10 protein-coding genes are annotated in these 23142 nt (G+C 73.4%); 7 read left to right on the forward strand and 3 right to left on the reverse strand.

Going from position 1 to position 23142, the window contains the following annotated elements; translation table 11 throughout:
* Nucleotides 1-19: 19 nt before the first annotated feature.
* The 7 genes from fxsT (ACWGJ2_RS09630) to fxsT (ACWGJ2_RS09660) all read left to right on the forward strand — a co-directional run bounded on the left by fxsT (ACWGJ2_RS09630) (nt 20) and on the right by fxsT (ACWGJ2_RS09660) (nt 16769).
* On the forward strand, nt 20-4951 hold the full coding sequence (gene fxsT / locus ACWGJ2_RS09630) for an FxSxx-COOH system tetratricopeptide repeat protein (protein ID WP_453345449.1): 4932 nt from the start codon (nt 20-22) through the stop codon (nt 4949-4951).
* A 252-nt stretch (nt 4952-5203) separates the two neighbouring features.
* Nucleotides 5204-7357 (forward strand): VMAP-C domain-containing protein, encoded by a 2154-nt coding sequence (locus ACWGJ2_RS09635; protein ID WP_453345450.1) that lies wholly within the window; start codon nt 5204-5206, stop codon nt 7355-7357.
* Nucleotides 7358-7396: 39 nt separating this feature from the next.
* The gene (locus ACWGJ2_RS09640) at nt 7397-8431 is read left to right on the forward strand and encodes an AAA family ATPase (protein ID WP_453345451.1); all 1035 of its coding nucleotides are present in this window, start codon (nt 7397-7399) and stop codon (nt 8429-8431) included.
* A gap of 6 nt (nt 8432-8437) precedes the next feature.
* Nucleotides 8438-11635, forward strand: coding sequence for an SAV_2336 N-terminal domain-related protein (locus ACWGJ2_RS09645; RefSeq protein WP_453345452.1), 3198 nt, complete (start codon nt 8438-8440; stop codon nt 11633-11635).
* Between the two features lie 146 nt (nt 11636-11781).
* Entirely contained in the window at nt 11782-11994 is a 213-nt protein-coding gene (locus ACWGJ2_RS09650) for a hypothetical protein (protein ID WP_453345453.1), read from the forward strand.
* 300 nt (nt 11995-12294) lie between these two features.
* The gene (locus tag ACWGJ2_RS09655; protein ID WP_453345454.1) at nt 12295-13683 is read left to right on the forward strand and encodes an aKG-HExxH-type peptide beta-hydroxylase; all 1389 of its coding nucleotides are present in this window, start codon (nt 12295-12297) and stop codon (nt 13681-13683) included.
* A 68-nt stretch (nt 13684-13751) separates the two neighbouring features.
* Nucleotides 13752-16769 carry an FxSxx-COOH system tetratricopeptide repeat protein gene (gene fxsT / locus ACWGJ2_RS09660; protein WP_453345455.1) on the forward strand — a complete coding sequence of 1006 codons (3018 nt, stop codon included), beginning with the start codon at nt 13752-13754 and terminating at the stop codon, nt 16767-16769.
* A gap of 176 nt (nt 16770-16945) precedes the next feature.
* Here fxsT (ACWGJ2_RS09660) and ACWGJ2_RS09665 read toward each other — a convergent pair whose 3' ends face one another.
* The 3 genes from ACWGJ2_RS09665 to ACWGJ2_RS09675 all read right to left on the reverse strand — a co-directional run bounded on the left by ACWGJ2_RS09665 (nt 16946) and on the right by ACWGJ2_RS09675 (nt 23086).
* Nucleotides 16946-20800, reverse strand: a complete 3855-nt coding sequence (locus ACWGJ2_RS09665) for a multifunctional oxoglutarate decarboxylase/oxoglutarate dehydrogenase thiamine pyrophosphate-binding subunit/dihydrolipoyllysine-residue succinyltransferase subunit (protein ID WP_453345456.1) — start codon at nt 20798-20800, stop codon at nt 16946-16948.
* Nucleotides 20801-21083: 283 nt separating this feature from the next.
* On the reverse strand, nt 21084-22280 hold the full coding sequence (locus ACWGJ2_RS09670; protein ID WP_453345457.1) for an ATP-binding protein: 1197 nt from the start codon (nt 22278-22280) through the stop codon (nt 21084-21086).
* 26 nt (nt 22281-22306) lie between these two features.
* On the reverse strand, nt 22307-23086 hold the full coding sequence (locus ACWGJ2_RS09675) for a response regulator transcription factor (protein ID WP_453345458.1): 780 nt from the start codon (nt 23084-23086) through the stop codon (nt 22307-22309).
* Between the last annotated feature and the right edge of the window lie 56 nt (nt 23087-23142).

The raw sequence follows: 23142 nt of genomic DNA on the forward strand, positions 1-23142 counted from the left end.
GGATGAGGGGTCCGCGCCGATGACGTCCCCGCCCCTGCCCCCGTCCCCGGACCGGTCTTCGGCGCCGTCCGACCCGCTCATGGAGCTGGTCGGACGGCTGCGCGACGCGGGCGGCGACCCCACGCCCCGCGAGCTGGCCGAGTCGCTGTGGCTGGCGCGCTGGGTGGGTACGGGGGGCGGCGGCGCGGGCGGCGAGGACCCGGACCGAGGCGGGCACGTACCGGCGGGGCCGCCGCCCGACCCGCCCAGCGCCTTGCCCGAACCCCCGCCGCCGGGCACCGGGACGCCCCTTCCCGAGCGGCTGCCGCTGCACCCCGCGCACCACCCCGGCGCCGGACAGGGCGTCCCGGCCGGGGGGCGGGCGCCCTTCCCGGTGCGGGCCCCCGGGGCCACCGCGCTCCCCGACCCCCTGCCGATGCAGCGTGCGCTGCGCCCGCTGCGCCGCTACCGCCCGCCCGTCCACATGGCGCTCCAGCAGCTCGACGAGCAGGCCACGGCGGAGCGCGCGGCACTGAGCGGGCTGCTGCTGCCCGTGCTCCAGGACAGCGGACGCCGCGAGGCGCGGCTGCAACTGCTGATGGACGTCTCCACCTCGACGGCCGTGTGGACGGCGACCCTCGCCGACCTGCGGAGACTCTGCGAGGGGACCGGCGTCTTCCGCGAAGTGCTGGTGCACTACGTGCACATGGACGACAGCGGCGCGGCCACCGTGAGCCGCGACTGGGACCCCGGCCGACGGCCGCGCGCCCCGGAGCTGCTGCGCGACCCCACGGGGCGGCAGCTCACCCTCGTGCTCAGCGACTGCGCGGGGCCCCTGTGGCGTACGGGCCGGATGCAGCGGCTGCTGCACCGCTGGTCCAGGACCTCGCCCGTCGCCATCGTCCAGCCGCTTCCGCAGCGCATGTGGGGGCGCACCCACCTGCCCGCCTCGGCAGGACTGCTGCGGCGGCGCGAAGGACTGGGCGGCAGGCTGGAGTTCCGGCAGTCGGACGGGGGCGTCGGCGCGGGCCCAGGCGGGGCGCACGGTCCGGGAACGGGAATGCGGGTCCCGGTACCCGTACTCGCCCCCACCCCGGCCGCGCTGGAGACCTGGGCGCGGCTGATGTCGGGCACCACCGGGGTCTCCCTGCCCGCCGCAGCGGGCTGGGTACGCTCCGACCACCCCTCGGCCGGGCCGCGTCCCGCACCGGGCGAGGCGGACCCCGGCCGGCTCGTGCGCACCTTCCGGCAGACGGCCTCCAGGCCCGCGCTCGAACTGGCCGTCGCACTCTCGGCCGTGCCGCTGACCCTTCCGGTGATGCGCATGGTCCAGCGCGCGACCCAGCCGCGCAGCGGTCCCTCGGTCCTGGCCGAGGTGGTGCTGAGCGGACTGCTGCGCCGGGGGGAGTCCGAAGGCTGGTACGAGTTCGCTCCCGGCGTGCGCGAGGCACTGCTCCGGGTGCTGCCCAAGGGGGACGCGCTGATGGTGCTGCGCCTCTGCTCCGCCTACGTGGAACAGCACTTCGGCCGTGGCACACGCAACTTCCCCGCGCTCGCCCTCGCCCGGCTCGCGGAAGGCGAGGGCGCGCCGGAGCTGTCCGGGGGCGCCGAGAACGACGCGTTCCCCGCGCTGCCCGAGCCCTTCGCGGAGATCCCGGCCCAGGTCGTACGCCGCTACGCGCCCCGCGCCCCGCTCGCACCCGCTCCGCTGGAGGTGCCGACGGGGTTCGTCGGCGGGCTGGAGATCGACTTCGACGCTGAATCCCAGGCCCAGACCGAGGCCCAGACCGAGGCCGAGTTCGAGGCCGTCGCCGCCGCAGAGCCGCGTCCCGGCCTCGTGGAGCGGGCGAGGCGGAGACTGCTCGGCCGGGCACCGCGCCGCGAGCCGGAGCCCGCACCGGAGCCCGCACCTGAGCCGGAACCGGAGCTGGAACCGGAGCCCGCACCTGAATCGGAGCCCGCACCTGCGCCGGAGCCCGCACCTGAGTCGGAACCGGGGCCGGGGCCGAGCTGGTCAACGTTCTTCGTCGTGCACGTGGTCGTGGCCTTTCCTGGTTACCACCAGTCCTGGGCCGCCTGGATCGCCCACACACTGGAGCGCCACGGTCACCAAGTGACCCTCCAACGCTGGGACCCGCCCAGGGAAGTGCCGCTGGAGGACGCGCTCGGTGACCTCCTGCTGGCCACGGGACGGGTGCTGCTCGTCCTCAGCGACCGGTTCTTCCAGCTCGGCCCGCGACGCGAGGACGAGTGGAACCACGTGCTGCGTGGCCTCGTCGCCCCGCACGCCGACCGCTTCGCCGCCGTCAGCGTCACCGACCGCCCCCTCCCCGCCGCGGCCGCGGTCCTCCTGCCGGTGAGCCTCTGGGGCGTCGGAAAGGAGGAAGCGGAACGCAGGCTGCTGGCCCGGCTCGACCTGGAGGCGACCGCTGGGGAACACCCGCGGGAGCTTGTCGTCGCGCGCTATCCGAACGACCCGCCCGCCGTATGGGGCGAGGTTCCGCGCCGCAACACCCGCTTCACCGGGCGCGACGAGCTGCTCAACCGTGTGCACCACACCCTGATGGACGCCGAGCCGGGAGCTTCCGTCTGCGCCCTCGTCGGGATGGCCGGTATCGGCAAGACGCAGGTGGCCGTCGAGTACGCGCACCGCTACGGCTCCGACTACGACGTCGTCTGGTGGATCGACGCCGGCCGGCGCGGCACCCTGCGCGAACACCTCGCGGAACTGGCGGTGGCGCTGGACCTGGACACGGGCCCCGAGATCGGCGAGCGCGTCCGCGCGGTACGGGAAGCGCTGCGCACGGGCGAGCCCTACCGGCGCTGGCTGCTCGTACTCGACGGCTGGGAGGAACCGGAGGACGCGGACGGGCTGCTGCCGCAGGGCGGGCCCGGACAGGTGCTGATCACCTCACGCAACCGCGCGTGGCGGACCTCGGCCGATGTCGTCGAGGTGCCCGCCTTCGACCGTGCCGACTCCACCGGCTACCTGCTGCGCCGGGCCCCGCACCTGAGCGCCGACGAAGCGGAGGAGGTCGCCGCCGAGCTGGAGGATCTGCCCCTCGCCCTGACTCAGGCCGCCGCGATACTGGCCGAGTCCCGCATGGAGGCCGCCGAGTACCTGCGCAGGCTGCGCGACGGCACGTCGGACCCGGAGGGCAGCGAGCCCACACTCGCGGCATGGTCGCTGTTGCTCAACCGGCTACGGGACAGCGAGCCCGCCTCCCACGAACTCCTCCGGCTGTGTGCCGCGTTCGCGCCGGGCCGCATCCCCATCGGCCTCGTGCGCGCGCTCCCGGCCGCCGAACTGCCGGAGAACCTGCGCTGGATCACTGATCCGGCCCACTGGGAGGGCGCGGTGGACACCCTCGTCACCTACTCCATACTCACCATGGAGCGCCCCGGCGGCTTCCCCGGCAGGCCGGACGCGCAGCAGGAGACCGTCCGCATGCACCACGTGGTGCACAGCATGATCGGACGGCTGACCGGCGACGAGGACGGCGCGGCCTACCGTGCCGTCGTGCTTCGCGCGCTCACGGAAGCCGATCCGGGCGAGCCCGAGGACACCCGGCAGTGGCCCCTCTACGCCGCGCTCCTGCCCCATCTCGGCCCCTCCGGGGCGATAAGCGGCACCGACACCCGCGTACGCGACCTGATCCTGAACTGTCTGCGCTACTGCGCCTCCAGCGGCGCGTTCCAGGAGGGGGCTGAGCTGGCCGCGCGGGTGCGCCAGGAGTGGGCGGCGGCCACGGCCCCGGACGACGGGCCGATGCTCGACCTGACCGTCGCGCAAGGTGACCTCCTGCGCGCCCTGGGCCGCTTCCGCGAGGCGTACGACCTCGACGTCGCCGCACTTGAACAGCCGAGGGCAGTCGGGACCGGCCACCTCGTGCGGCTGACCCTGACTAGCCGCTACCTCACCGACCTGAACCTTCGCGGAAGATACGCGCAGGCCCACGCGGAGCAGACCGCACTTGTGGAAGAGACGCTCCGTAGGCTCGACCCCGAGCACCCGTTCGCGATGGAGGCCCGGCACGGGCTCGGCAGCGGCCTGCGTCTGCTGGGCCGCTATGGGGAGGCGTACCGGAGCGACATGGAGACCCTTCACGCCCGGCAGGAGACTCTCGGCTCACACCACCCCGCCACCCTGGAATCCGCCCACGCCTGCGCACGGGACCAGCTCCTCATGGGCTTCCCCCACGAGGCGGAGGAGCGCCAGCAGATCGCCCTGCGGCTGCACGAGAGCGCGCTAGGGCCTGAGCACCCGATGACCCTGTCCGCGCGGCACACGCTCCTCCGGTGCCGCCGCCACTCCGGATCGGGGGCCGCCCACTCCGGGGGCCTCGGCCCGCGACTGGCCCCCCTGCTCGCCGAGCACCAGGGCCGCTACGGCCCCCGCGCCGTAACGACACTGGCCGTGATGACCGACTACGGCAACCACCTGCGCGAGCGCGGCGATCTAGCCCTGGCCCGCGATCTGGTCACCGAGGCGGAGAACGGCTACCGCGAACTGCTGGGCACAGCGCACCCGGTCGCCACCGGCATGCTGACGAACCTGGGCCTGACCCTCCGGGCCGAGGGCGACGAGGGCGGGGCGCTGAACATGTTCGAGCAGGCCCTCGTGGGGCTGCGGACACTGCTCGGCGACGACCACCCGTGGACACTGGGCTGCGCCCTGAACGCGGCGGCAGGGCGCAACTTCACCGGGCGTCTGGAGGAGGCGTGCGAGCTGTCCAGGGACACGCTGCGGCGCTCCCGTCAGATGCTCGGCCCCGACCACCCGCTGACCCTCTCCTGCGGGATCGCCCTCGCCGCCGACCTGCGGGCCCTGGGGGAGGAGGAAGAGGCGGCCGGGACCGAGGAGAACACCCTCCGGCTCCTGACCCACTCCCTCGGCGCCGGACACCCCCATACCGTCGCAGCGCGCCAACGGGAGCGCCCGTACTGGAACTTCGAGCCCTTCCTCCAGTGACCCCGCCAAGGCCACGGCCAAGGCCACAGCTCTGTCACCGCAGCCCCCGCCCCCTCCCGTCTGTCGGAGCAGGGGACTAGCCTTCACCCCCACACGCCTCACTCGGGGGAGGACCGGGGGGAACGGGGGTCGCATGGTGGGTCGCATGGTCACACTCCGCTCAGTACGCCGAGCCCGCGCACGGGCCGGGGCACGGTCGTATCCGTCCCGTGATCCACAGGCCGCCGTGCCGCCGTGCGCCTCGCGTGTCACGTGAGCGCCCTCGAAGAGCTCGTCCGGCGCGGTGTCGTGCGCATCGGCAGGGCCGGTGACGGGTATGACGGACGAAGCGCCGCGTTCTGGGGCAGCGGTTTCTTCGTCGCCCCCGAATGGGTGCTGACGTGCGCGCATGTCGTGGCCAAGGGGGCGGGTGCCGTGTGGAGGGGCGAGCGCGTCATCGGTGTCACCACGGCGGACGGCGTGACCCACACCGGCGAGCTGGCCTTCGGCCTGCCCGCACCGGCCGACCCCGAGGGCCCGCCGGCGCACTGGCCGCTGCCCGATGTCGCGCTCATCCGCGTCCCCGGCGCCACGGACCCCGACTGCCTGTGGCTCAGCGACCGCTCCTCCCTCACCCCCGCCGAGATCGGCCTCTACGGCTGGACGTCCGCACCCGGCGGCGGGCAGGTCTATCTCGGCGGCACCGGCATGGCCAGCGGCGGCAGCGGCGGCCCCCTCGTGCTGCGCGGCGGCTTCCTGCCGCCCGGCTGCTCGGGCGGCCCCGTCGTGGACCTCGCGCGCGGCGCGGTCATCGGCCTCAGCAAGGGGCAGGCCAAGGCGCAGGGCGGCTCCGGGCTCGCCGTCCCCGCCACCTCGCTGAGGGCACTGTGCGACGAGGGCCCGCGCGCCGCGCGCCTCTGGCACGAGGTGCTGCGCGCCCACGACCGGCACCATCTGCGCCGCTATCTCGCCCTCGGTGCGAGCTGGCCCCGTACACAGGTACAGGCCCCCGCCGAGCTGCGCCCCTACGGATTCACGCCCGACCGCCGCACGCAGCTCTACGGGCTGCTGGGCGCCCTCGCGCCGCCCGGCAGCGCGGGCCAGGTGCTGGAGATGGTCAACGACGTGCGGCGCCTCGTGCTCCAGGCCTCCTACGCGATGGACACCCACGCCCCGCGCGGCTGGCGCGAGGGCGCCGGGCTGCTCTACGCGCCGCACGACGGCCAGTCGGCGGGGAACGGCGGTCCCGAGGGCACCTCGGACCTGGAGCTGGAGGCCGTCGTCCTGTACGCGGCGAAGGTCTGCGCGGCGCTCTCGACCACCCCCGGCACCTCGGGCGCGGGCTCCGCGCCCCACAACCCGGGCCTCCCCGGCGCCCCCGGAGCCACCGCGCTCGCGGCCCTCGTGGAGCCCGAGCCCCTCGAAGGCACACCGGAGGCCGCGCACGCCGCGCACAGGGCCCTGCGCGACTGGGTCCTGGGGACCGCCGTCACGCTCCAGAACGAGGTCGTACGCGCCCAGGTCCCCGGCATCCTCGACGGAGCCCGCGCCGCACGCGCGGCCCACGCGGACGTCCTCATCGAGATCGACCCGGACGTCTACGGAACCCACGCCTGGCGCGTCAAGCTCCTCCAGGAGGACGGCCAGATCACCCCCGTACGCCACAACGAGACCGGCGTCCCCCGCGAGGAACTGGAGCGCGACATCCGCGCCGCGCTGGCCACAGCGCTGGACGAGGGGGACGTCGGCGAGCACCTGGCCGCCGTGGACTTCATGGTGCCGCGCGGGCTGTTCGACGAGCCCCTGGACGAGTGGCGGGCGCGCCCGCCCGACCCCGGCGAGCCCTTCAACCCGCACACCCTGCCCCTGGGCCGCCGCCGCCTCGTCGTCCTGCGCGACGGGCTGCGCTGGCGCCAGGGCCTCACCCCGGAGTGGCGCTCCCGCTGGCACGGCGCCGCCGAAGGGCCCCTGGAGGCCGTGCCGCTGCGCGGCGAGGTGCTGCGCGACGGACACGAGGCGGCCCTCCCCGAGAGCGACAGCGCGGTCTACGGCCGCCTGTCAGCCGTGCCGCCGGGCGCCGTGCCCGTCCACTGCTCCCGTACGTCAGGGGGCCGCGGCGCCGGGGCCATGACCGCGGCGCTCACCGCGGGACACGCCGTGGCGCTGTGGCGGCGCTGCGACGAGACGCACACCGACTGCGCCGAGTTCCACGACAGGGCCGCGGCGCTCCTCGCCGAGGCGGGCACGGCGCACCGGCTCCCCGAACGCATCAGGACCCTGCGCAACCTCAACGCCGATCCCGCCGTACCCGACCCCGATTCGGCCTGGGCACGGGACATCGTCCTCATCTACGATCCGCCGCATGGGCCACCGCTCCCCGACGGACCGCTGCGCGCGCCGCGGCTGCGCCCTGGACGGCCGTCATGACACCTAAGATGCCGGTCCAACAGCCATGAGGAGTCCACAGTGAGCGATTGGCGCATCTACCGGGGAGCGGGCCTCCCGCACGACGGCGTGCGGCGGTTACCCGACCCGCCCCCCTGGCGGGACTTCACCCTCCCGTCGGGCGACGAGACGAGCGGGCCCGGCGCCGAGGACGGCGAAGGCGGCGACGCGGCCAGGCGCCTGGGCGTGCGCAGAGCGCTGGTCGAGAACCTGCACCCGCGCCCCGAGGAAGTCGAGGCCGTCAACGCGGCCCTGTACCTCCGCCGCCCCCTCCTGGTCACCGGAAACCCCGGAACGGGCAAGTCCACGCTGGCCCACGCCGTCGCCTACGAGCTGGGGCTCGGCCGGGTGCTGCGCTGGCCCATCGTCAGCCGCACCACCCTCCAGGACGGCCTCTACCACTACGACGCCATCGGCAGGCTTCAGGACGTCCAGCTCGACCGCGCCATCGAGGGGGAGCGCGTCGAACGGCCCCCCGTCGGCTCGTACATCCGGCTGGGCCCCCTGGGCACCGCACTGCTGCCCGCGGAGGAGGACGGGCTGCCCCGTGTCCTCCTCGTGGACGAGCTGGACAAGAGCGACATCGACCTCCCCAACGACCTCCTGAACGTCCTGGAGGAGGGCGAGTTCACCATCAGGGAGCTGGAGCGCAGCGCCGACCGCGAGCCGGTCACCGAGGTGCTCACGGACGACGGCAGGAAGGTCCCCGTCACCGGCGGCAGGGTGCGCTGCACGACGTTCCCCTTCATCGTCCTCACCTCCAACGGGGAGCGCGACTTCCCGGCGGCCCTGCTGCGCCGCTGCATCCAACTGGAGCTGAAGCCGCCCGGCGAGAAGCAGCTCGCCGCGATGGTCACAGCGCATCTGGGCGAGGAGGCGCTGGCGGAGGGCGAGGAGTTCGTGGAGCGGTTCCTCCAGCGTGAACCGGGCCAGGTGATAGCGACCGACCAACTGCTCAACGCCCTGTTCCTGACGCAGCGCGCTCCCGGGGCCGAGCGGGTCACCCGCAACCGCCTCGCCGAGATGCTGCTGCGTCCGCTGGACCGCCCGAGGTGATGGCCTATGTCGACGCCGCCTGACAGGCGGCTCACAGGCCGGCTCGCCGAGCTGATCACCCGGCTGCGGGAAGCGGGCTGGGACCCGACGGCCGAGGAGGTCGCCGAGGCGATCTGGCTCGCCCGCTGGACCGGCGAGGCCCCCGAGGAGGCCGAGCCGGTGCTCGCGGAGCTTCCGTACACCACGGGCGAGCCGCGCCGACAGGGCAGCCGGGAGCAGGCGCCCTCGCATGCCGCCGCGCGCGGGGACCGCACGCTCACGCAGGACGAACGCGCCTCCCCCGTCTCGCTGTACGCGCCCGGCAGGCACGGCGGCGGGCCCCCGCGCGCCTTCCCCGTCCGGGCACCGGCCGCGGGGACGCTCTCGGGCCTGCTCGGGCTCCAGCGCGCCCTGCGCCCCCTCCTCGGCTACCGCCCGCCGCTCCCGCCCGTGCCGGGCCCGCTCGACGAGGACGCGACGGCGGACCTGAGCGCGCGCGGCGCCTCCGTGCACCCCGTCTTCGGCCCCGTGGTGCGGCGCGAGGCCGAGGTGCTGCTGCTGATGGACGCCTCGCCCACCACGTCCGTGTGGCAGCTCACCTTCGACTCACTGCGCCAGACCTGCGAGCAGCTCGGCGCCTTCCGCGACGTACAGGCGCTGTACCTGCACCGCGCCGCCGACGGCACCCCGCTCATCGGCACCGGACCCGAGCGCGGCACGGCGCGGCTGCGCCCCGCCGACAGGTACCGCGACACCACGGGCCGCCGCCTCACCCTCCTCGTCAGCGACTGCGTGGGCCCGCTCTGGCAGGACGGCGCGGCCCAGCGGCTGCTGCACCGCTGGTCGGGCTGCTCCCCGCTGGCCGTCGTCCAGCCGCTGCCGCCCCGGCTGTGGCCGCGCACCGCGCTCCCGGCCGAACCCGGCCTCCTGGTGCGCGACGGCGGCGACGGCGGCAAGGTCACCTTCGAGCCCGACGGCTACGGCCCGCCGCCCGCGCACGACGCGCTGCCCGTGCCCGTGCTGCTGCCCACCGCGGCGGCGCTCGGCAACTGGGCGAAGCTGCTGGGCGGCAGCGGACGGCGCACCGTGCGCGGCGCGGCCGCCTGGGTGCGTCCCCGCCACCGCGCCATGCCGCCCCCGCCGGACGCCTCGGGCGCCCCCGGGGACCCGCGCGAGCTGCTGGGCGCCTTCCGCGCCAGCGCGTCGCCAGGCGCCCTCCATCTGGCCGTCCACCTCGCGGCGGTGCCCCTGGTGCTGCCCGTCATCCAGCTCGTCCAGGAGGCGATGCTGCCCGACACGGGGCCCATGGAACTGGCCGAGGTGCTGCTCAGCGGGCTGCTGGAGCGGCTGCCCGACATTGAGGGAGCTGCCGGGCCGCGCTACGCGTTCGTCCCGGGCGTGCAGGAACTCCTCCTCCAGTCCCTGGACCAGGGCGCTGCCGTGCTGGTGCTCAAGTACCTCTCGGAGTACGTGGCCCGGCACTTCGGCCGGGGCACCCGCAACTTCCCCGCGCTCGCCGTGGCCCGCCTCTCGGGCCGCGCGGGCGACCCGCTGCCGCCGGTCGCCGGAGCCGCGGCCGGGCGCGAGCCAGGACGGGCCGCCGACGGTACCGAGGACGAACTGTTCGCGGAGATCCCGGCCCGCGTCGTGCGCTGGTACCGGCCGGAGCGGGCCGCGCCCGGCGGCCTGGCCGAGGCGGAGCGGCTGCTGCGCCAGTGGTGGTCACAGGGCGACCCCCAACTGCTCCACCAGGCACGCGCGTACGCGGAGGCGGCGCTGGCCGCCGCCGAGAGCGGCGCTGCGGGCGGCGCCCGCGACACCCCGGACGACGACGGCTCTGCGGGCCCCGTGGACCCCGTACGGGCCAGGCTCGTCCTCGGGCAGGTGCTGCACGCCCTCGCCGAGACCGGGGAGGCGCGCCGCAGCCCAGGGAGCGCCAGGGGGCTCCTCCACGACGCGGCGGCCCTGCTCGGCGGGGGCGGCGGGGAGAGCGGGGACGGCGCGGACAGCGTGGCGAGCCGGTTCGAACTGGCCGCCGTCCAGCACGACCTGTGGGAGGCCGAGCGCGACCCCGCCCACCTCCTCGAAGCGGAACGCACCCTGCGCGCGATGGGCGGCTCCACCGCGTGGGCCGCCACTTCGGGCCCCGGCGATCCGAACACTGTCCAGGACAGCCTGCCGCTGCCCGCCGAGACCGAGCGGACCAGACGGCTGCGCCTGGGCCGCGTCCTGCTCGCCCTCGCCCGCTCCGGCACGGGCAACGGCCACCGCGCCGACGAGGCGGCGGCCGAACTCCGCGCGGCGGCCGGGCTGCTGGCCGCCACGGGCGCCGACGAACGCGAGCGCTGCGCCGCGCTCCTGGACCTGACGGACGCGCTGCGGCTGACCGGCACAGGAACCGACGAGGTGCTGGCCATCCTCGACGACGCCGAGGCGGCGGCAGGGGAGAGCGTGCCGCTGCGGCTCCAGTGCGTACGGGAGCGGGCACGCGTGCACCGCGAGGCCCGCGCCTGGCGGGAGGCGGACGAGGCGTACGCGCGGGCCGAGTCCCTCACCGAGCGCGACAGCGTGCGGCGCTGCGCCCTGCTCACCGAGTGGGGCGAGATGCTGCTGACGGAGGCCGCCGACGCGGCACGCGCCGAGGGCGTGCTGCGCGAGGCGCTGACCGGCGCCCCGGCGAGCGGCCCGCTCCTGGCCCGTATCCAGCTCCTGCTGGGCGATGTCCTGGTGGACAAGTTCGACCGCGAGGGCTTCCTGCCGGACCTCTACGAAGGCTGCCATCTGCTGGAGCAGGCCGCGCGCAAGGCGGAGGACCCCGGGCCGCGAGCGCGTGCCTGGCTGCGGCTCGGCCTCGCCCGGCGCCACTTCCCGCCGGTCGATCCCCAGCACGGGCGCGCCGAGGAGGCGTTCAACCGGGCGCTGTCCGAGGCACGCTCTGCGGACGGGCCCGAGGACGAGCCGGGGCCCACGTCCGCGCCCGAGGCCGGTTCCGGTTCCGTTTCCTGGGAGGACGGGACCGGCGCCGCCGGGCCCGACCCGTACGTCACCGCCAGGGCCCGCTTCGGACGCGGCGCCCTCCACGAGACCAGGGGCCGCCCCGGCGCTGCCCTCGCCGACTACCGCGCGGCCAGAGCCGAGTGGCGCCGCCTGCGCGGGCTCGGGCTCGGCCTCCCCGAGGACGAGGTGCGCGCCACGGACGCGCGCATCGCAGCCCTGGGAGGATGACGGGACGGCACAGGGGCACAGGCGGCGCGTCGGCCGAATCACCGAGGCTCGGCGGCCGAACGGGTTTCCGTATCCAGGGCGTCGGGAAGGAAACTTCATCCGCGGTGACAAGCCTCCGGCGCGGGGCGTCAGGGAGGAGAAAGAGCGTGGTGCAGCAGAGCGACACCGCGACCGCCGAGCGGGTCCGGGAGACCGCCGGGGTACCCGCGCTGCCCGATCTCACAGGCGTTGACCTGCGCACCCTGCGTGCCATGGACGACCCGGTCCTCACCGAGGCGGTCGCCCACGTGCTCCGTCGCCCGGCGCAGCTCGCCGAGATCTGGTGCGACGGGAGCGACGGCACGTTCCACGGCGGCTGACGGGGGCGACTAGGGGGTGTCGTCAATGTAGCGTCGTCCGGCCGCCAGGCCGGGGGCCGCGGCGTCTGGCGCGTGCGGTCGCAAGGCGGAGGGAGGAAAGCGCAGCGGGCTGCGCTGACGACTGACAACGTCGCGTGCGTGCGTGCCAGGCGTCGCGGCCCAGACGGGACATTGAGGACACCTCCTAGGGGCGTCTGACAGCCTCCAGGGGCGGTATTCGGCCACATCTGTGGCTTGGGAGGGGGAGCGGTGCGTACTGCTGCGAACACGTTTGCCGTGGACTCCGGGACCCTGGCGCGCATGTCCCGCACCCGGCCGGGCCCCGACGACCTCGCGCTGCTGCACGCGGGGCTGCACAGCCACCGACTGGTGCTGCTGAAGTCGCTGCTCGACCGCGCCGGGCGCGCCGGGCTCGGCGACTGCGCGCGCGAACGGCTCGCGCAGCACTGGGAACTGCTGGAACGCGCCGAGAGCCGTCGCCCCGCCGAGGTCAGGGAGGCGCTGGCCTACCCCGCCGTCGGCGACTGGCTGGCGCACGCGTTGAACACCGATGTCGCGGACCCGACGCACGGGACGCCAGTGCCCCAGGGGGAGGCCGGTCCTTACGGGAACACCGTGACGCCCGCGCCTCTTGAGGCACCCGCGTCCCCCGGAGCCCCGGACACCCCCGCCTCCGCCTCCGCCGCGTCCCGCGAGCCCTTCGAACAGGCCCTCCTCCGCTTCGGGGCCGTCGCCGTAGCCGTCGCCCTCCACGCCCGTACCGGATTCCGGATCACCCTGCCCACCGACGAAGGACGCCTCGTCCTCCCCGGTATCGGCACGTACGAGGCCCACGCGCCGCGCGTACGCCTCGTCGCCGGGCCGCGCAGCCTGCGCCTCACCCCCGAGGGCCGCCGCAGCGGGCTGCTGCTGACGCGCCCGTACAGCAGGGCGGCGGGCGTCGGCTGGCGCGGCCTCAGCACCCTGCCGGGCAGCAGGGCCAGGCTGGACGACTCAGGCCCTTACCGCCTCAGGGGCCGAGGCGGCCCCGTGCCGCGCGGCGGAGCCCGCGCACGAGGCGGTGAGGGCGCGCGCGGCACCCCGGCCGGGCCCTGGCTGACGCGCTGGTGCTCCGCGCTGGCCCTGCTGGAGTCGGCCGACCCGGCGCGGGCCGCCGAAGTCGCCTCGCTGACCCGCGCGCTGGTGCCGCTGGACCCGTCGCCAGGCGGGGTCTCCAGCGCCACCCTGCGCGCCGCGCCCTGGGCTGTGCTCACCGGACTGCCGGACAGCGCCCCGGACATGGCCGAGGTGCTCGTCCACGAACTCCAGCACAGCAAACTCGCCGTCCTCGGGGACCTCGCACCGCTCCACCACGCCGGTGAGGAGGCGGTGTACCGCGTCGCCTGGCGCCTCGACCCGCGGCCCTTCAGCGGCGTGCTCCAGGGCACCTACGCCCATCTCGCGCTCGCCGACCTGTGGGACAGGATCGCCGAGCGCCCCGGCGCGACCCCCGCGGCCCGCGCCGCCGCCCGGAGCCGCCGCGAGGAGTACCGCGAGCAGGTGGCCGAAGCGCTGCCGATCCTCCTGGAGTCCGGCCAACTGACGTGCACGGGCCGTGAGTTCGCGATAGGGATGGAGCGTCATCTGCTGAGCCTGGGGCAGCGCGGCGTACCACTTCGCCGCCGTCAACGGTATGTCACACATGGGTGACTTTCGGTAATATCGCCAACGCGTCATCACCGGATGCCGCGGGGGTACACAACGAGGGAGACGCGCGCATGGTCGCTCAGCGGCGGCAGGGCGAGGGCGGTGCACGGGAGCAGGGGCCGGCGGCACATGTCGTGGTGGCCTTTCCCGGCTATCACCGGCCCTGGGCCACCTGGATCGCCCACACACTGGAGCGCCACGGTCACCGGGTGACGCTCCAGCGCTGGGACCCGTCCAGGGAACAGCGGCTGGAGGACGCGCTCGGCGATCTCCAGCTCGCCACGGGACGGGTGCTGCTCGTCCTCAGCGACTGGTTCTTCCAGCTCGGCCCCCGCCGTGAGGGCGAGTGGAACGACGTGCTGCGCGGCTACGTCGCGAACAACGCCGAGCGGTTCGCCGCCGTCAACCTCACCAACCGCTCCCTGCTGCCCGCCACCGCCGTCCTGGAACCGGTCGATCTGTGGGGCGTCGGCGAGGCCGAGGCCGAGCGCAGGCTGCTGACCAGGCTCGATCTGCCCATGGCGGCCTCCAGGCAGGTCCCTGACGGCGCGGGCTCCCGCTATCCGAACGACCCGCCCGCCGTATGGGGCGAGGTCCCGCGCCGCAACCCCCGCTTCACCGGGCGCGACGAACTGCTCAACCGCATGCAGCAGACCCTCATGGACGCGGCCCGCGGCGCCTCGGCGTGCACCCTCGTCGGGATGTCGGGCATCGGCAAGACCCAGCTCGCCGCCGAGTACGCGCACCGCTTCAGCTCCGACTACGACGTGGTCTGGTGGGTCAACTCGGACCAGCGCGGCACCCAGCGCGAGCGCTTCGGCGAACTGGCACCCCAGCTCGGCCTCCGCTCCGGCTCCGAGCCTGGCGAGCGCATCCGCGTGGTGCGCGAGGCACTGCGCAGGGGCGAGCCCTACGGGCGCTGGCTCGTCATCTTCGACGGCTGGGAGGACGTCGAGGAGGCCACCAAGGTGCTGCCGAGGGGCGGCTCGGGACATGTGCTGATCACCTCCCGCAACCGCGCCTGGGGCTCTTCGACGGATGTGGTCGAGGTGCCAAGCTTTGACCGGGCCGAGTCCACGGGGTATCTGATGCGCCGCGCCCCGCACCTGAGCGCCCAGGACGCGGACGAGGTCGCCGTCGAGTTCCAGGACGTGCCGCTCCAGCTCGCCCACGCCGCCGCCTGGCTGGGCGAGTCCCACATGGACGCCGCCGAGTATCTGCGCAAGGTGCGCGAGGGCGAGATCGTCCCCCTCGACGAGGAGTCGGGGACCGAAGGCTATCCGCAGCCGACGCTCGCCTCCTGGTCGATGATGCTCAACAAGCTGCGCCAGTCCGAGCCCCGCACGGTGGAACTCCTCCTGCTGTGCACGTCCTTCGCGCCGGGCCGCATCCCCATCGGGCTCGCCCGCGGGCTCTCGGCCACGGAGCTGCCCGAGAATCTGCGCTGGATCACCTCCGACCTGCCCGACTGGGCGCGTGCGCTGGACTCCCTCGTCAACTACTCCGTGGTCACCAGGGAGGCCCGCAGCGGCTCCGTCGGCGAACCGGGCCCGCAGCAGGAGTCCGTCCACATGCACCGCCTGGTGCACAGCATCGTCGGCCAGCTCACCGGGCGCGAGGACAGGAGCGTCTACCGCCGCGTCGTGCGCAGGCTGCTCGCCGAGGCCGACCCCGGCGACCCGATGGACAGCAGGCAGTGGCCCCGCTACGCCGAACTCATGCCCCACCTGGGCCCGTCCGGTGCGCTGAGCAGCACCGACGGGCGCGTGCAGTCCCTCGTGCTGCACTGCCTGCGCTACTGCTTCTCCAGCGGCGAGTTCCGGGCCGGGGCCGAACTGGCCGAGCAGGTGCGCGACAGCTGGTCGCGCATCATGGAACCGCAGGCACAGCCCATGCTCGACCTCGCGGCCCAGCAGGGCTCCATCCTCCGCTCCAGCGGGCGCTTCCGCGAGGCGTACGAACTGGACCGCTCCGTCCTGGAACGGCTGCGCGCCTCCAGCGACGGGCGCGACATCGCCCTGATGCTCGCCACCAACTGCCTCGCCTCCGACCAGCGCTATCTGGGGCAGTACGCGGAGGCGCTCCAGGTGCAGCGCGAGGTCGTCACCACGGCGCACCGGCTGCTCGGCCCCGAGGAGTGGACCACCCTCAACGCGCAGCACAACCTGGGCGTGGGGCTGCGCCTCCTCGGCCGCTACAGCGAGGCGTACGAGATCGACCTCGACACCCTCCGCAGGCGCGAGGAGGTCCTGCGCGCCCGCCACTCGGCCACCCTCAACTCCGGCACGGCCTGCGCCCGCGACCTCCGCCTCATGGGCCGCTACCAGGAGGCGCTGGCCCGCCAGGAGCTGGGCATGCGGCTGCACGTCCAGGTGCTGGGCGAACAGCACCCGCAGACGCTCTGGGCCCGCCACAACCTCGCCCTGTGCCTGCGCCGCGCCGCCAGCACCCCGCAGGACATCGGCGGCATGCTGGCCGCCCTGCTGGAGCAGCACGAGCAGGCGCACGGCCGCGGCCACTTCACCACGCTGGCCCTGCTGACCGACTTCGGCAACTACCTGCGGGAGCACGGCGATCTCTCCCAGGCCCGCGATCTGATCACCGAGGCGGAGAACGGCTACCGCGCACTGCTCGGCCAGGCCCACCCGGTGCCCACGGGCATGCAGTCCAACACGGGCCTCGTCCTCCAGGCCGAGGGCGACAGGGACGGGGCGCTGAACATGTTCGAGCAGGCCCTCGTGGGCCTGCGCACCCTCCTCGGGGACGACCACCCGTGGACGCTGGGCTGCGCCCTGAACACGGCGGGCGGGCGCAACTTCACCGGGCGTCTGGAGGAGGCGTGCGAGCTGTCCAGGGACACGCTGCGGCGCTCCCGTCAGATGCTCGGCTCCGACCACCCGCTGACGCTCTCCTGCGAGATCGCCCTCGCCGGTGACCTGCGGGCGCTGCGCGAGCGGGACGAGGCGGGCAAGGTCGAGGAGGACGCGCTCCAGCGCCTGACCCGCTCCCTGGGCGCCCAGCACACCCATACACTCTCGGCCCGCCAGCGGGTGCGGCCCTACTGGGACTTCGAGCCCTACCTGGGCTGACGGCAGGGCGGCGGCCCCTCGCGACGCGACGAAGGGGCCGCGACCCGTACGGCAACCCGTACACGCAACCCGTACACGCAACCCGTACGACAAAGGGCCCGGCCCCGCGCCTCACGCGCGGGACCGGGCCCCTGTCGTGCCCACCAGGTCATGACCGCGGGGTCACGACCACCGGATCAGAGGTCGAAGACCTCCCGGACGAGCTGGGCCTGCTCCTCCTGGTGCCTCTTGCCCGAGCCGACGGCCGGGGAGGACGAGGAGGGCCGCGAGACCCGGCGGAGCCGGTCCGCGTTCGGCACCGGTTCCGAGCCGATGATCAGGTCCAGGTGGTCCACCAGGTTGAGCGCGATGAACGGCCACGCGCCCTGGTTGGCGGGCTCCTCCTGGGCCCAGACGTACTTCTCCGCGTTGGGGAAGCGCGCCATCTCGGCCTGGATCTCGTTGCCGGGCAGCGGGTACAGCCGCTCCAGCCGGATGATCGCCGTGTCCTTGGCGCCGCGCTTCTGCCGCTCGGCGTCCAGGTCGTAGTAGACCTTGCCGGAGCAGAAGACGACCTTGCGGACCTCGGCCGGGTCGCCCTCGCCGGAGGCGATGTGGGTGTCGCCGATGACGGGACGGAAGCCGCCCGTGGTGAACTCCTCCGTCTTCGACGCCGCCGCCTTGAGCCGGAGCATCGACTTCGGGGTGAAGACGACCAGCGGCTTGTGGTGCGGGTTGTGGACCTGCCAGCGCAGCAGGTGGAAGTAGTTCGACGGGAGCGTCGGCATGGCGACCGTCATGCTGTTCTGCGCGCAGAGCTGGAGGAACCGCTCGATCCGGGCCGAGGAGTGGTCCGGGCCCTGGCCCTCGTAGCCGTGCGGAAGCAGCAGCGTCACACCGGACGTCTGGTTCCACTTCTGCTCGGCGGAGCTGATGAACTCGTCCAGCACCGTCTGCGCGCCGTTGACGAAGTCACCGAACTGCGCCTCCCACATGACCAGCGCCTCGGGGCGGGCCAGTGAGTAGCCGTACTCGAAGCCCATCGCCGCGTACTCGCTGAGCAGCGAGTCGTAGACGTTGTAGCGGGCCTGGTCCTCGGAGAGGTAGAGCAGCGGCGTGTAGTCCTGCGCGGTCTTCTGGTCCAGCAGCACGGCGTGCCGCTGGCCGAAGGTGCCCCGGCGCGAGTCCTGGCCCGCCAGGCGGACCGGGGTGCCCTCCATCAGCAGGGAGCCGATGGCGAGGGTCTCGCCCATGCCCCAGTCGATCGTGTCGTCCTCGATCATCGCCGCGCGGCGCTGGAGCTGCGGCAGCAGACGCGGGTGGACGGTCACGTGGTCCGGGATGTTGACCTGCGACTCGGCGATCCGCTTGACGACCTCCTGGCTCACGCTGGTGTCCAGGTGGACGGGGAACTCGGCCTGCGGCTCCGGGACCTCGGGCGAACCCGGCTCCGTCGTCGCGTCGCGGACCTCCGTGAACACCTTCTCCAGCTGGCCCTGGAAGTCCTGGAGCGCCTGCTCGGCCTCCTCCAGGGTGATGTCGCCCCTGCCGATCAGCGACTCGGTGTAGAGCTTGCGCACCGAGCGCTTCTTGTCGACCAGGTTGTACATCAGCGGCTGCGTGAAGTGCGGGTTGTCCGTCTCGTTGTGCCCGCGGCGGCGGTAGCAGATGAGGTCGATGACCACGTCCTTGTTGAACGCCTGGCGGTACTCGAAGGCCAGCCGCGCCACGCGGACCACGGCCTCCGGGTCGTCACCGTTCACATGGAAGATCGGGGCCTCGATCATCCTGGCCACGTCGGTGGAGTACATCGACGAGCGCGCCGACTCGGGCGCCGCCGTGAAGCCGACCTGGTTGTTGATGATGATGTGCACCGTGCCGCCGGTGCGGTAGCCGCGCAGCTGCGACATGTTGAGGGTCTCGGCCACCACGCCCTGGCCCGCGAAGGCCGCGTCGCCGTGGAGCTGGACGGGCAGGACCGTGAAGTCTGTGCCGCCCTTGCCGATGATGTCCTGCTTGGCGCGGGCCACACCCTCGACGACCGGGTCCACGGCCTCCAGGTGGGAGGGGTTGGCGGTGAGCGAGACCTTGATCTGCTCGCCGTCAAGACCGGTGAAGGTGCCCTCGTTGCCCAGGTGGTACTTCACGTCGCCGGAGCCGTGCATCGACCGCGGGTCGAGGTTGCCCTCGAACTCCCGGAAGATCTGCGCGTACGACTTGCCGACGATGTTCGCCAGGACGTTCAGCCTGCCCCGGTGCGCCATGCCGATGACGCACTCGTCCAGCCGGGACTCGGCCGCCGCGTCCAGCACCGCGTCCAGCAGCGGGATGACGGACTCGCCGCCCTCCAGCGAGAAGCGCTTCTGGCCGACGTACTTGGTCTGGAGGAACGTCTCGAACGCCTCGGCCGCGTTCAGCCTGCGCAGGATGCGGAGCTGCTCGTCGCGCTCGGGCTTGTCGTGGGACCGCTCGACGCGGTCCTGGATCCACTTGCGCTCCTTCGGGTCCTGGATGTGCATGTACTCGATGCCGGTGGTCCGGCAGTACGAGTCACGCAGCACGCCCAGGATGTCGCGCAGCTTCATCATCGACTTGCCCGCGAAGCCGCCGACGGCGAACTCGCGCTCCAGGTCCCACAGCGTCAGCCCGTGCTCGTTGATGTCGAGGTCGGGGTGCTTGCGCTGCTTGTACTCCAGGGGGTCCGTGTCGGCCATGATGTGGCCGCGCACCCGGTAGGAGTGGATGAGATCGAAGACCCGGGCGGCCTTGGTGACGTCGTCGTCGTGCGACGCGTCGATGTCCTTCATCCAGCGCACGGGCTCGTACGGGATGCGCAGGGCCTTGAAGATCTCGTCGTAGAAGTCGTTCTCGCCGAGCAGCAGGTTGGCGACCTGGCGCAGGAACTCGCCGGAGGCGGCCCCCTGGATGACGCGGTGGTCGTACGTGCTGGTCAGCGTCATGACCTTCGAGACGCCAAGCCGGTTCAGGGTGTCCTGCGAGGTGCCCTGGAACTCCGCCGGGTACTCCATCGCGCCGACGCCCATGATGACGCTCTGGCCTGGCATCAGACGCGGCACGGAGTGGACGGTGCCGATGCCGCCGGGGTTGGTCAGCGAGACCGTGACCCCGGAGAAGTCGTCCATCGTGAGCTTGTTCTCGCGGGCCCGCCGGACGATGTCCTCGTACGCCTGCCAGAACTCGAAGAAGGTGAGGGTCTCGGCCTTCTTGATGGCGGCGACCACGAGCTGCCGGTCGCCGTTCGGCTTCACCAGGTCGATGGCCAGACCGAGGTTCACGTGGTCCGGCTTGACCAGCGTCGGCTTGCCGTCCTTCTCCGCGAAGGAGTAGTTCATCGACGGCATCGCCTTCAGCGCCTGCACCATGGCGTAGCCGATCAGGTGCGTGAAGGACACCTTGCCGCCACGGGCGCGCTTGAGGTGGTTGTTGATGACGATGCGGTTGTCGAACAGCAGCTTCACCGGAACGGCGCGCACGGACGTGGCCGTGGGCAGCTCCAGGGAGGCGCTCATGTTCTTCGCGACGGCGGCCGAGGGGCCGCGCAACTGCTGGTACTCGGGCCCCGACGGGGCCTCGTCAGCGGCTTCGGAGCCCTTCGCGGGCGCCGCCTTCGCTGCGGGCTTCGGCTGCGCGGGCGCCGCGGCCTTGGCCTTCGGCGCGGCCTGAGCCTGAGCCGGGGCCTGCTGCGCGGGAGCCGCGGGCGCGGCGGGAGCCGCGGACGGCGCGGGAGCACCCGTGCCCGCCTGCTTGCCCGCTCCGTCGGAGGCGCTGGTGGTGGTGCCCGGCGATGCCGGAGCCGAGCCCTGGGCGGCGGGAGTCTCCCCGCCCTCCGGCTCGCTCGCCGAGCCAGAACCTGGCTTGTAGTCGGCGAAGAAGTCCCACCAGGCTCGGTCTACCGAGTTCGGGTCCTGGAGGTACTGCTGGTAGATCTCGTCGACGAGCCACTCGTTTGGTCCGAAAACAGAGGCAGGGTCCTTGCCCTGGCCCTCTTGATCGGTCGAGACGCTCGAGCTGTTGGGGGACTGTGACGACACGGCGGCAACCGCCCTCTTCCGCGTTCCTTAGGTGGTGGACAGCGGAAATAAAGGCTACGCCCCTCTTGCCGTGAGGTGCAGTCCGCATGGCCCTGTCGTCGTGCAAGTCACATCCGAAGCCTGGTTTCGGCCCAGGATTTGGCGGGAAACACACAAGGTTTTGCCCAGCGCCCGGAACCGTGGGCCGGTTCTCCGGCGTCACGGATCTCGCGTCGGCGCTGAGCATCCCGCGTCACGGGCGCTTCCCGCGGTGTCACCACCGCTCCTCGCCTTCGACCTTACGTCAACCGGGTGCCTTTCCCAGCCCCGGGAGGGTGACCTGGATGCGGCAGCCCCGAGGGGATTCGGCCACCCGTATCCACCCGCCGTGGAGATCGACGGCCCAGCGGGCGATGGCGAGGCCGAGCCCCGTGCCCCCGTCGCCCGCGCCCTGCCCGCCCTTGGCGCCCTGCGTACGGCTGAACCGCTCGAAGACCCGGTGCCGCTCCGAGGCCGGGATGCCGGGCCCCTCGTCCAGCACCTCGACCTCCAGGCTCTCCACCCACTCGCCGGGGCGCGCCCTGACCGTGACCCGGCCGTGCGGCGGGCTGTGCTTGACCGCGTTGTCTATGAGGTTGGCGACCACCTGGTGCAGCCGCTCCGCGTCGGCGTGCGCGGTCAGCTCCGGCGGTGACACGTCCAGGTGGAGGTGGACGTCCGTACGGGCGTGCCCGGAGCCCTTGCTCATGTTCGCCTCCTTGAGCACGCCCGCCAGATACGGCCACACCTCGAAGCGGCGCGAGTGCAGCGGTACGACACCGTTGTCGAGCCGCGAGAGGTCGAGCAGGTGCTCGACGAGGCGCCCCAGCCGCTCGGTCTGGCTGAGCGCGGTGCGCATCGTCTCCGGATCGGCCTCCGAGACGCCGTCCACGACGTTCTCCAGGACGGCGCGGAGCGCCGCGATGGGGGTGCGCAGCTCGTGCGAGACGTTGGCGACCAGCTCCTTGCGGTGCTGGTCGACCGACTCCAGGTCGGCGGCCATCCGGTTGAAGGTCTCGGCCAGCTCCCCGAACTCGTCGCGCCGCACCTGCCCCACCCGGCGCGAGTAGTCCCCGTCGGCCATGGCGCGCGCCGCCTCGGTCATCTCGTCGAGCGGCGCCGTCAGCGCCTGCGCCACGAACTGCGTGACCAGCAGCGACGCGATGATCGAGAAGATCGTGATCACCCGCAGCTCGGTCGCCGAGTAGACGGCGAACAGGGCGAGCAGTGTCGTGATCACCACGGAGACGATCACCAGCGCGCCCAGCGCGGCCTTCACCGAGCGGTACGGGTCCAGCGGCTTCAGCCACTCCCACACGCGCGCCCAGACCCGGCGCACCACGGGGCCCCACCGCGGCCCCCACTTCTCCTCCCAGTCGCGTTCGACGCGCGCTCTGACGCGGCGCGCGAAGCGTATGAGGGGGGTCCGCAGGGACCGCGACAGCCCGGCCAGGTCGGTCATGTCCCAGTGCCCCTGTGCCGTCGCCGTCAGGATCCGTCGGTGGCGGACGCCGGGGAGGCCGACGGAGTCTCCAGCGCGTATCCCACGCCGTGCACCGTACGGATGCGCTCGGCCCCGATCTTCCTGCGCAGGGCCTTGATGTGGCTGTCGACCGTGCGCGTGCCGGAGGCGTCCGCCCAGTCCCACACCTCGGCGAGCAGCTGCTCCCGCGAGAGCACCGCGCGCGGCGAGTGCGCCAGGCACACCAGCAGGTCGAACTCCGTCGGTGTCAGATGCACGTCCTCGCCCGTGACCCGGACCCGGCGCTGCGCGTGGTCGATCTCCAGCTCGCCGAGCCGGAGTATCCCGCTGCGCGGCGTGTGCGCGGCGAGGGTGGCCCGCTCGACGCGGCGCAGCAGTACGTGCACCCTGGCCGCCACCTCGCGCATGGAGAACGGTTTGGTCATGTAGTCGTCGGCCCCGACGCCCAGGCCGACCAGCATGTCGGTCTCGTCGTCCCGCGCCGTCAGCATGAGCACCGGCACCGGGCGCTGGGCCTGCACCCTGCGGCAGACCTCCAGCCCGTCGAAGCCCGGCAGCATCACGTCGAGGACGATGAGGTCCGGCTGCCATGCCTCCGCCGTGTCCACGGCGGCGGGCCCGTCGCCCGCCGTCTGCACCTGGAAGCCCTCGGCGCGCAGCCTCATGGCGATCGCGTCCACGATCGTCGGGTCGTCCTCGACGACCAGGATGCGGCGCTGGGCACCAGGGGTGGTTGCGGCGGCTGCCGTGCTGCCTTGTGTCTGAGTTGTGTTCTTCTGGTCCATTCGGCCCCGCCCCTGCGTTGCGCCGCGGTGTGTTGTGGCTTGTTCGTGTGCGTGCT

This window comes from Streptomyces sp. NPDC054796 (assembly GCF_053611545.1).

What these genes read in the sequence shown, in the direction of transcription:
- fxsT (WP_453345449.1), top strand. Translation starts at nt 20, where the DNA reads ATGACGTCCCCGCCCCTGCCCCCGTCCCCGGACCGGTCTTCGGCGCCG.
- ACWGJ2_RS09645 (WP_453345452.1), top strand. Translation starts at nt 8,438, where the DNA reads ATGTCGACGCCGCCTGACAGGCGGCTCACAGGCCGGCTCGCCGAGCTG.
- ACWGJ2_RS09655 (WP_453345454.1), top strand. Translation starts at nt 12,295, where the DNA reads ATGTCCCGCACCCGGCCGGGCCCCGACGACCTCGCGCTGCTGCACGCG.
- fxsT (WP_453345455.1), top strand. Translation starts at nt 13,752, where the DNA reads ATGGTCGCTCAGCGGCGGCAGGGCGAGGGCGGTGCACGGGAGCAGGGG.
- ACWGJ2_RS09670 (WP_453345457.1), bottom strand. Translation starts at nt 22,280, where the DNA reads ATGACCGACCTGGCCGGGCTGTCGCGGTCCCTGCGGACCCCCCTCATA.
- ACWGJ2_RS09675 (WP_453345458.1), bottom strand. Translation starts at nt 23,086, where the DNA reads ATGGACCAGAAGAACACAACTCAGACACAAGGCAGCACGGCAGCCGCC.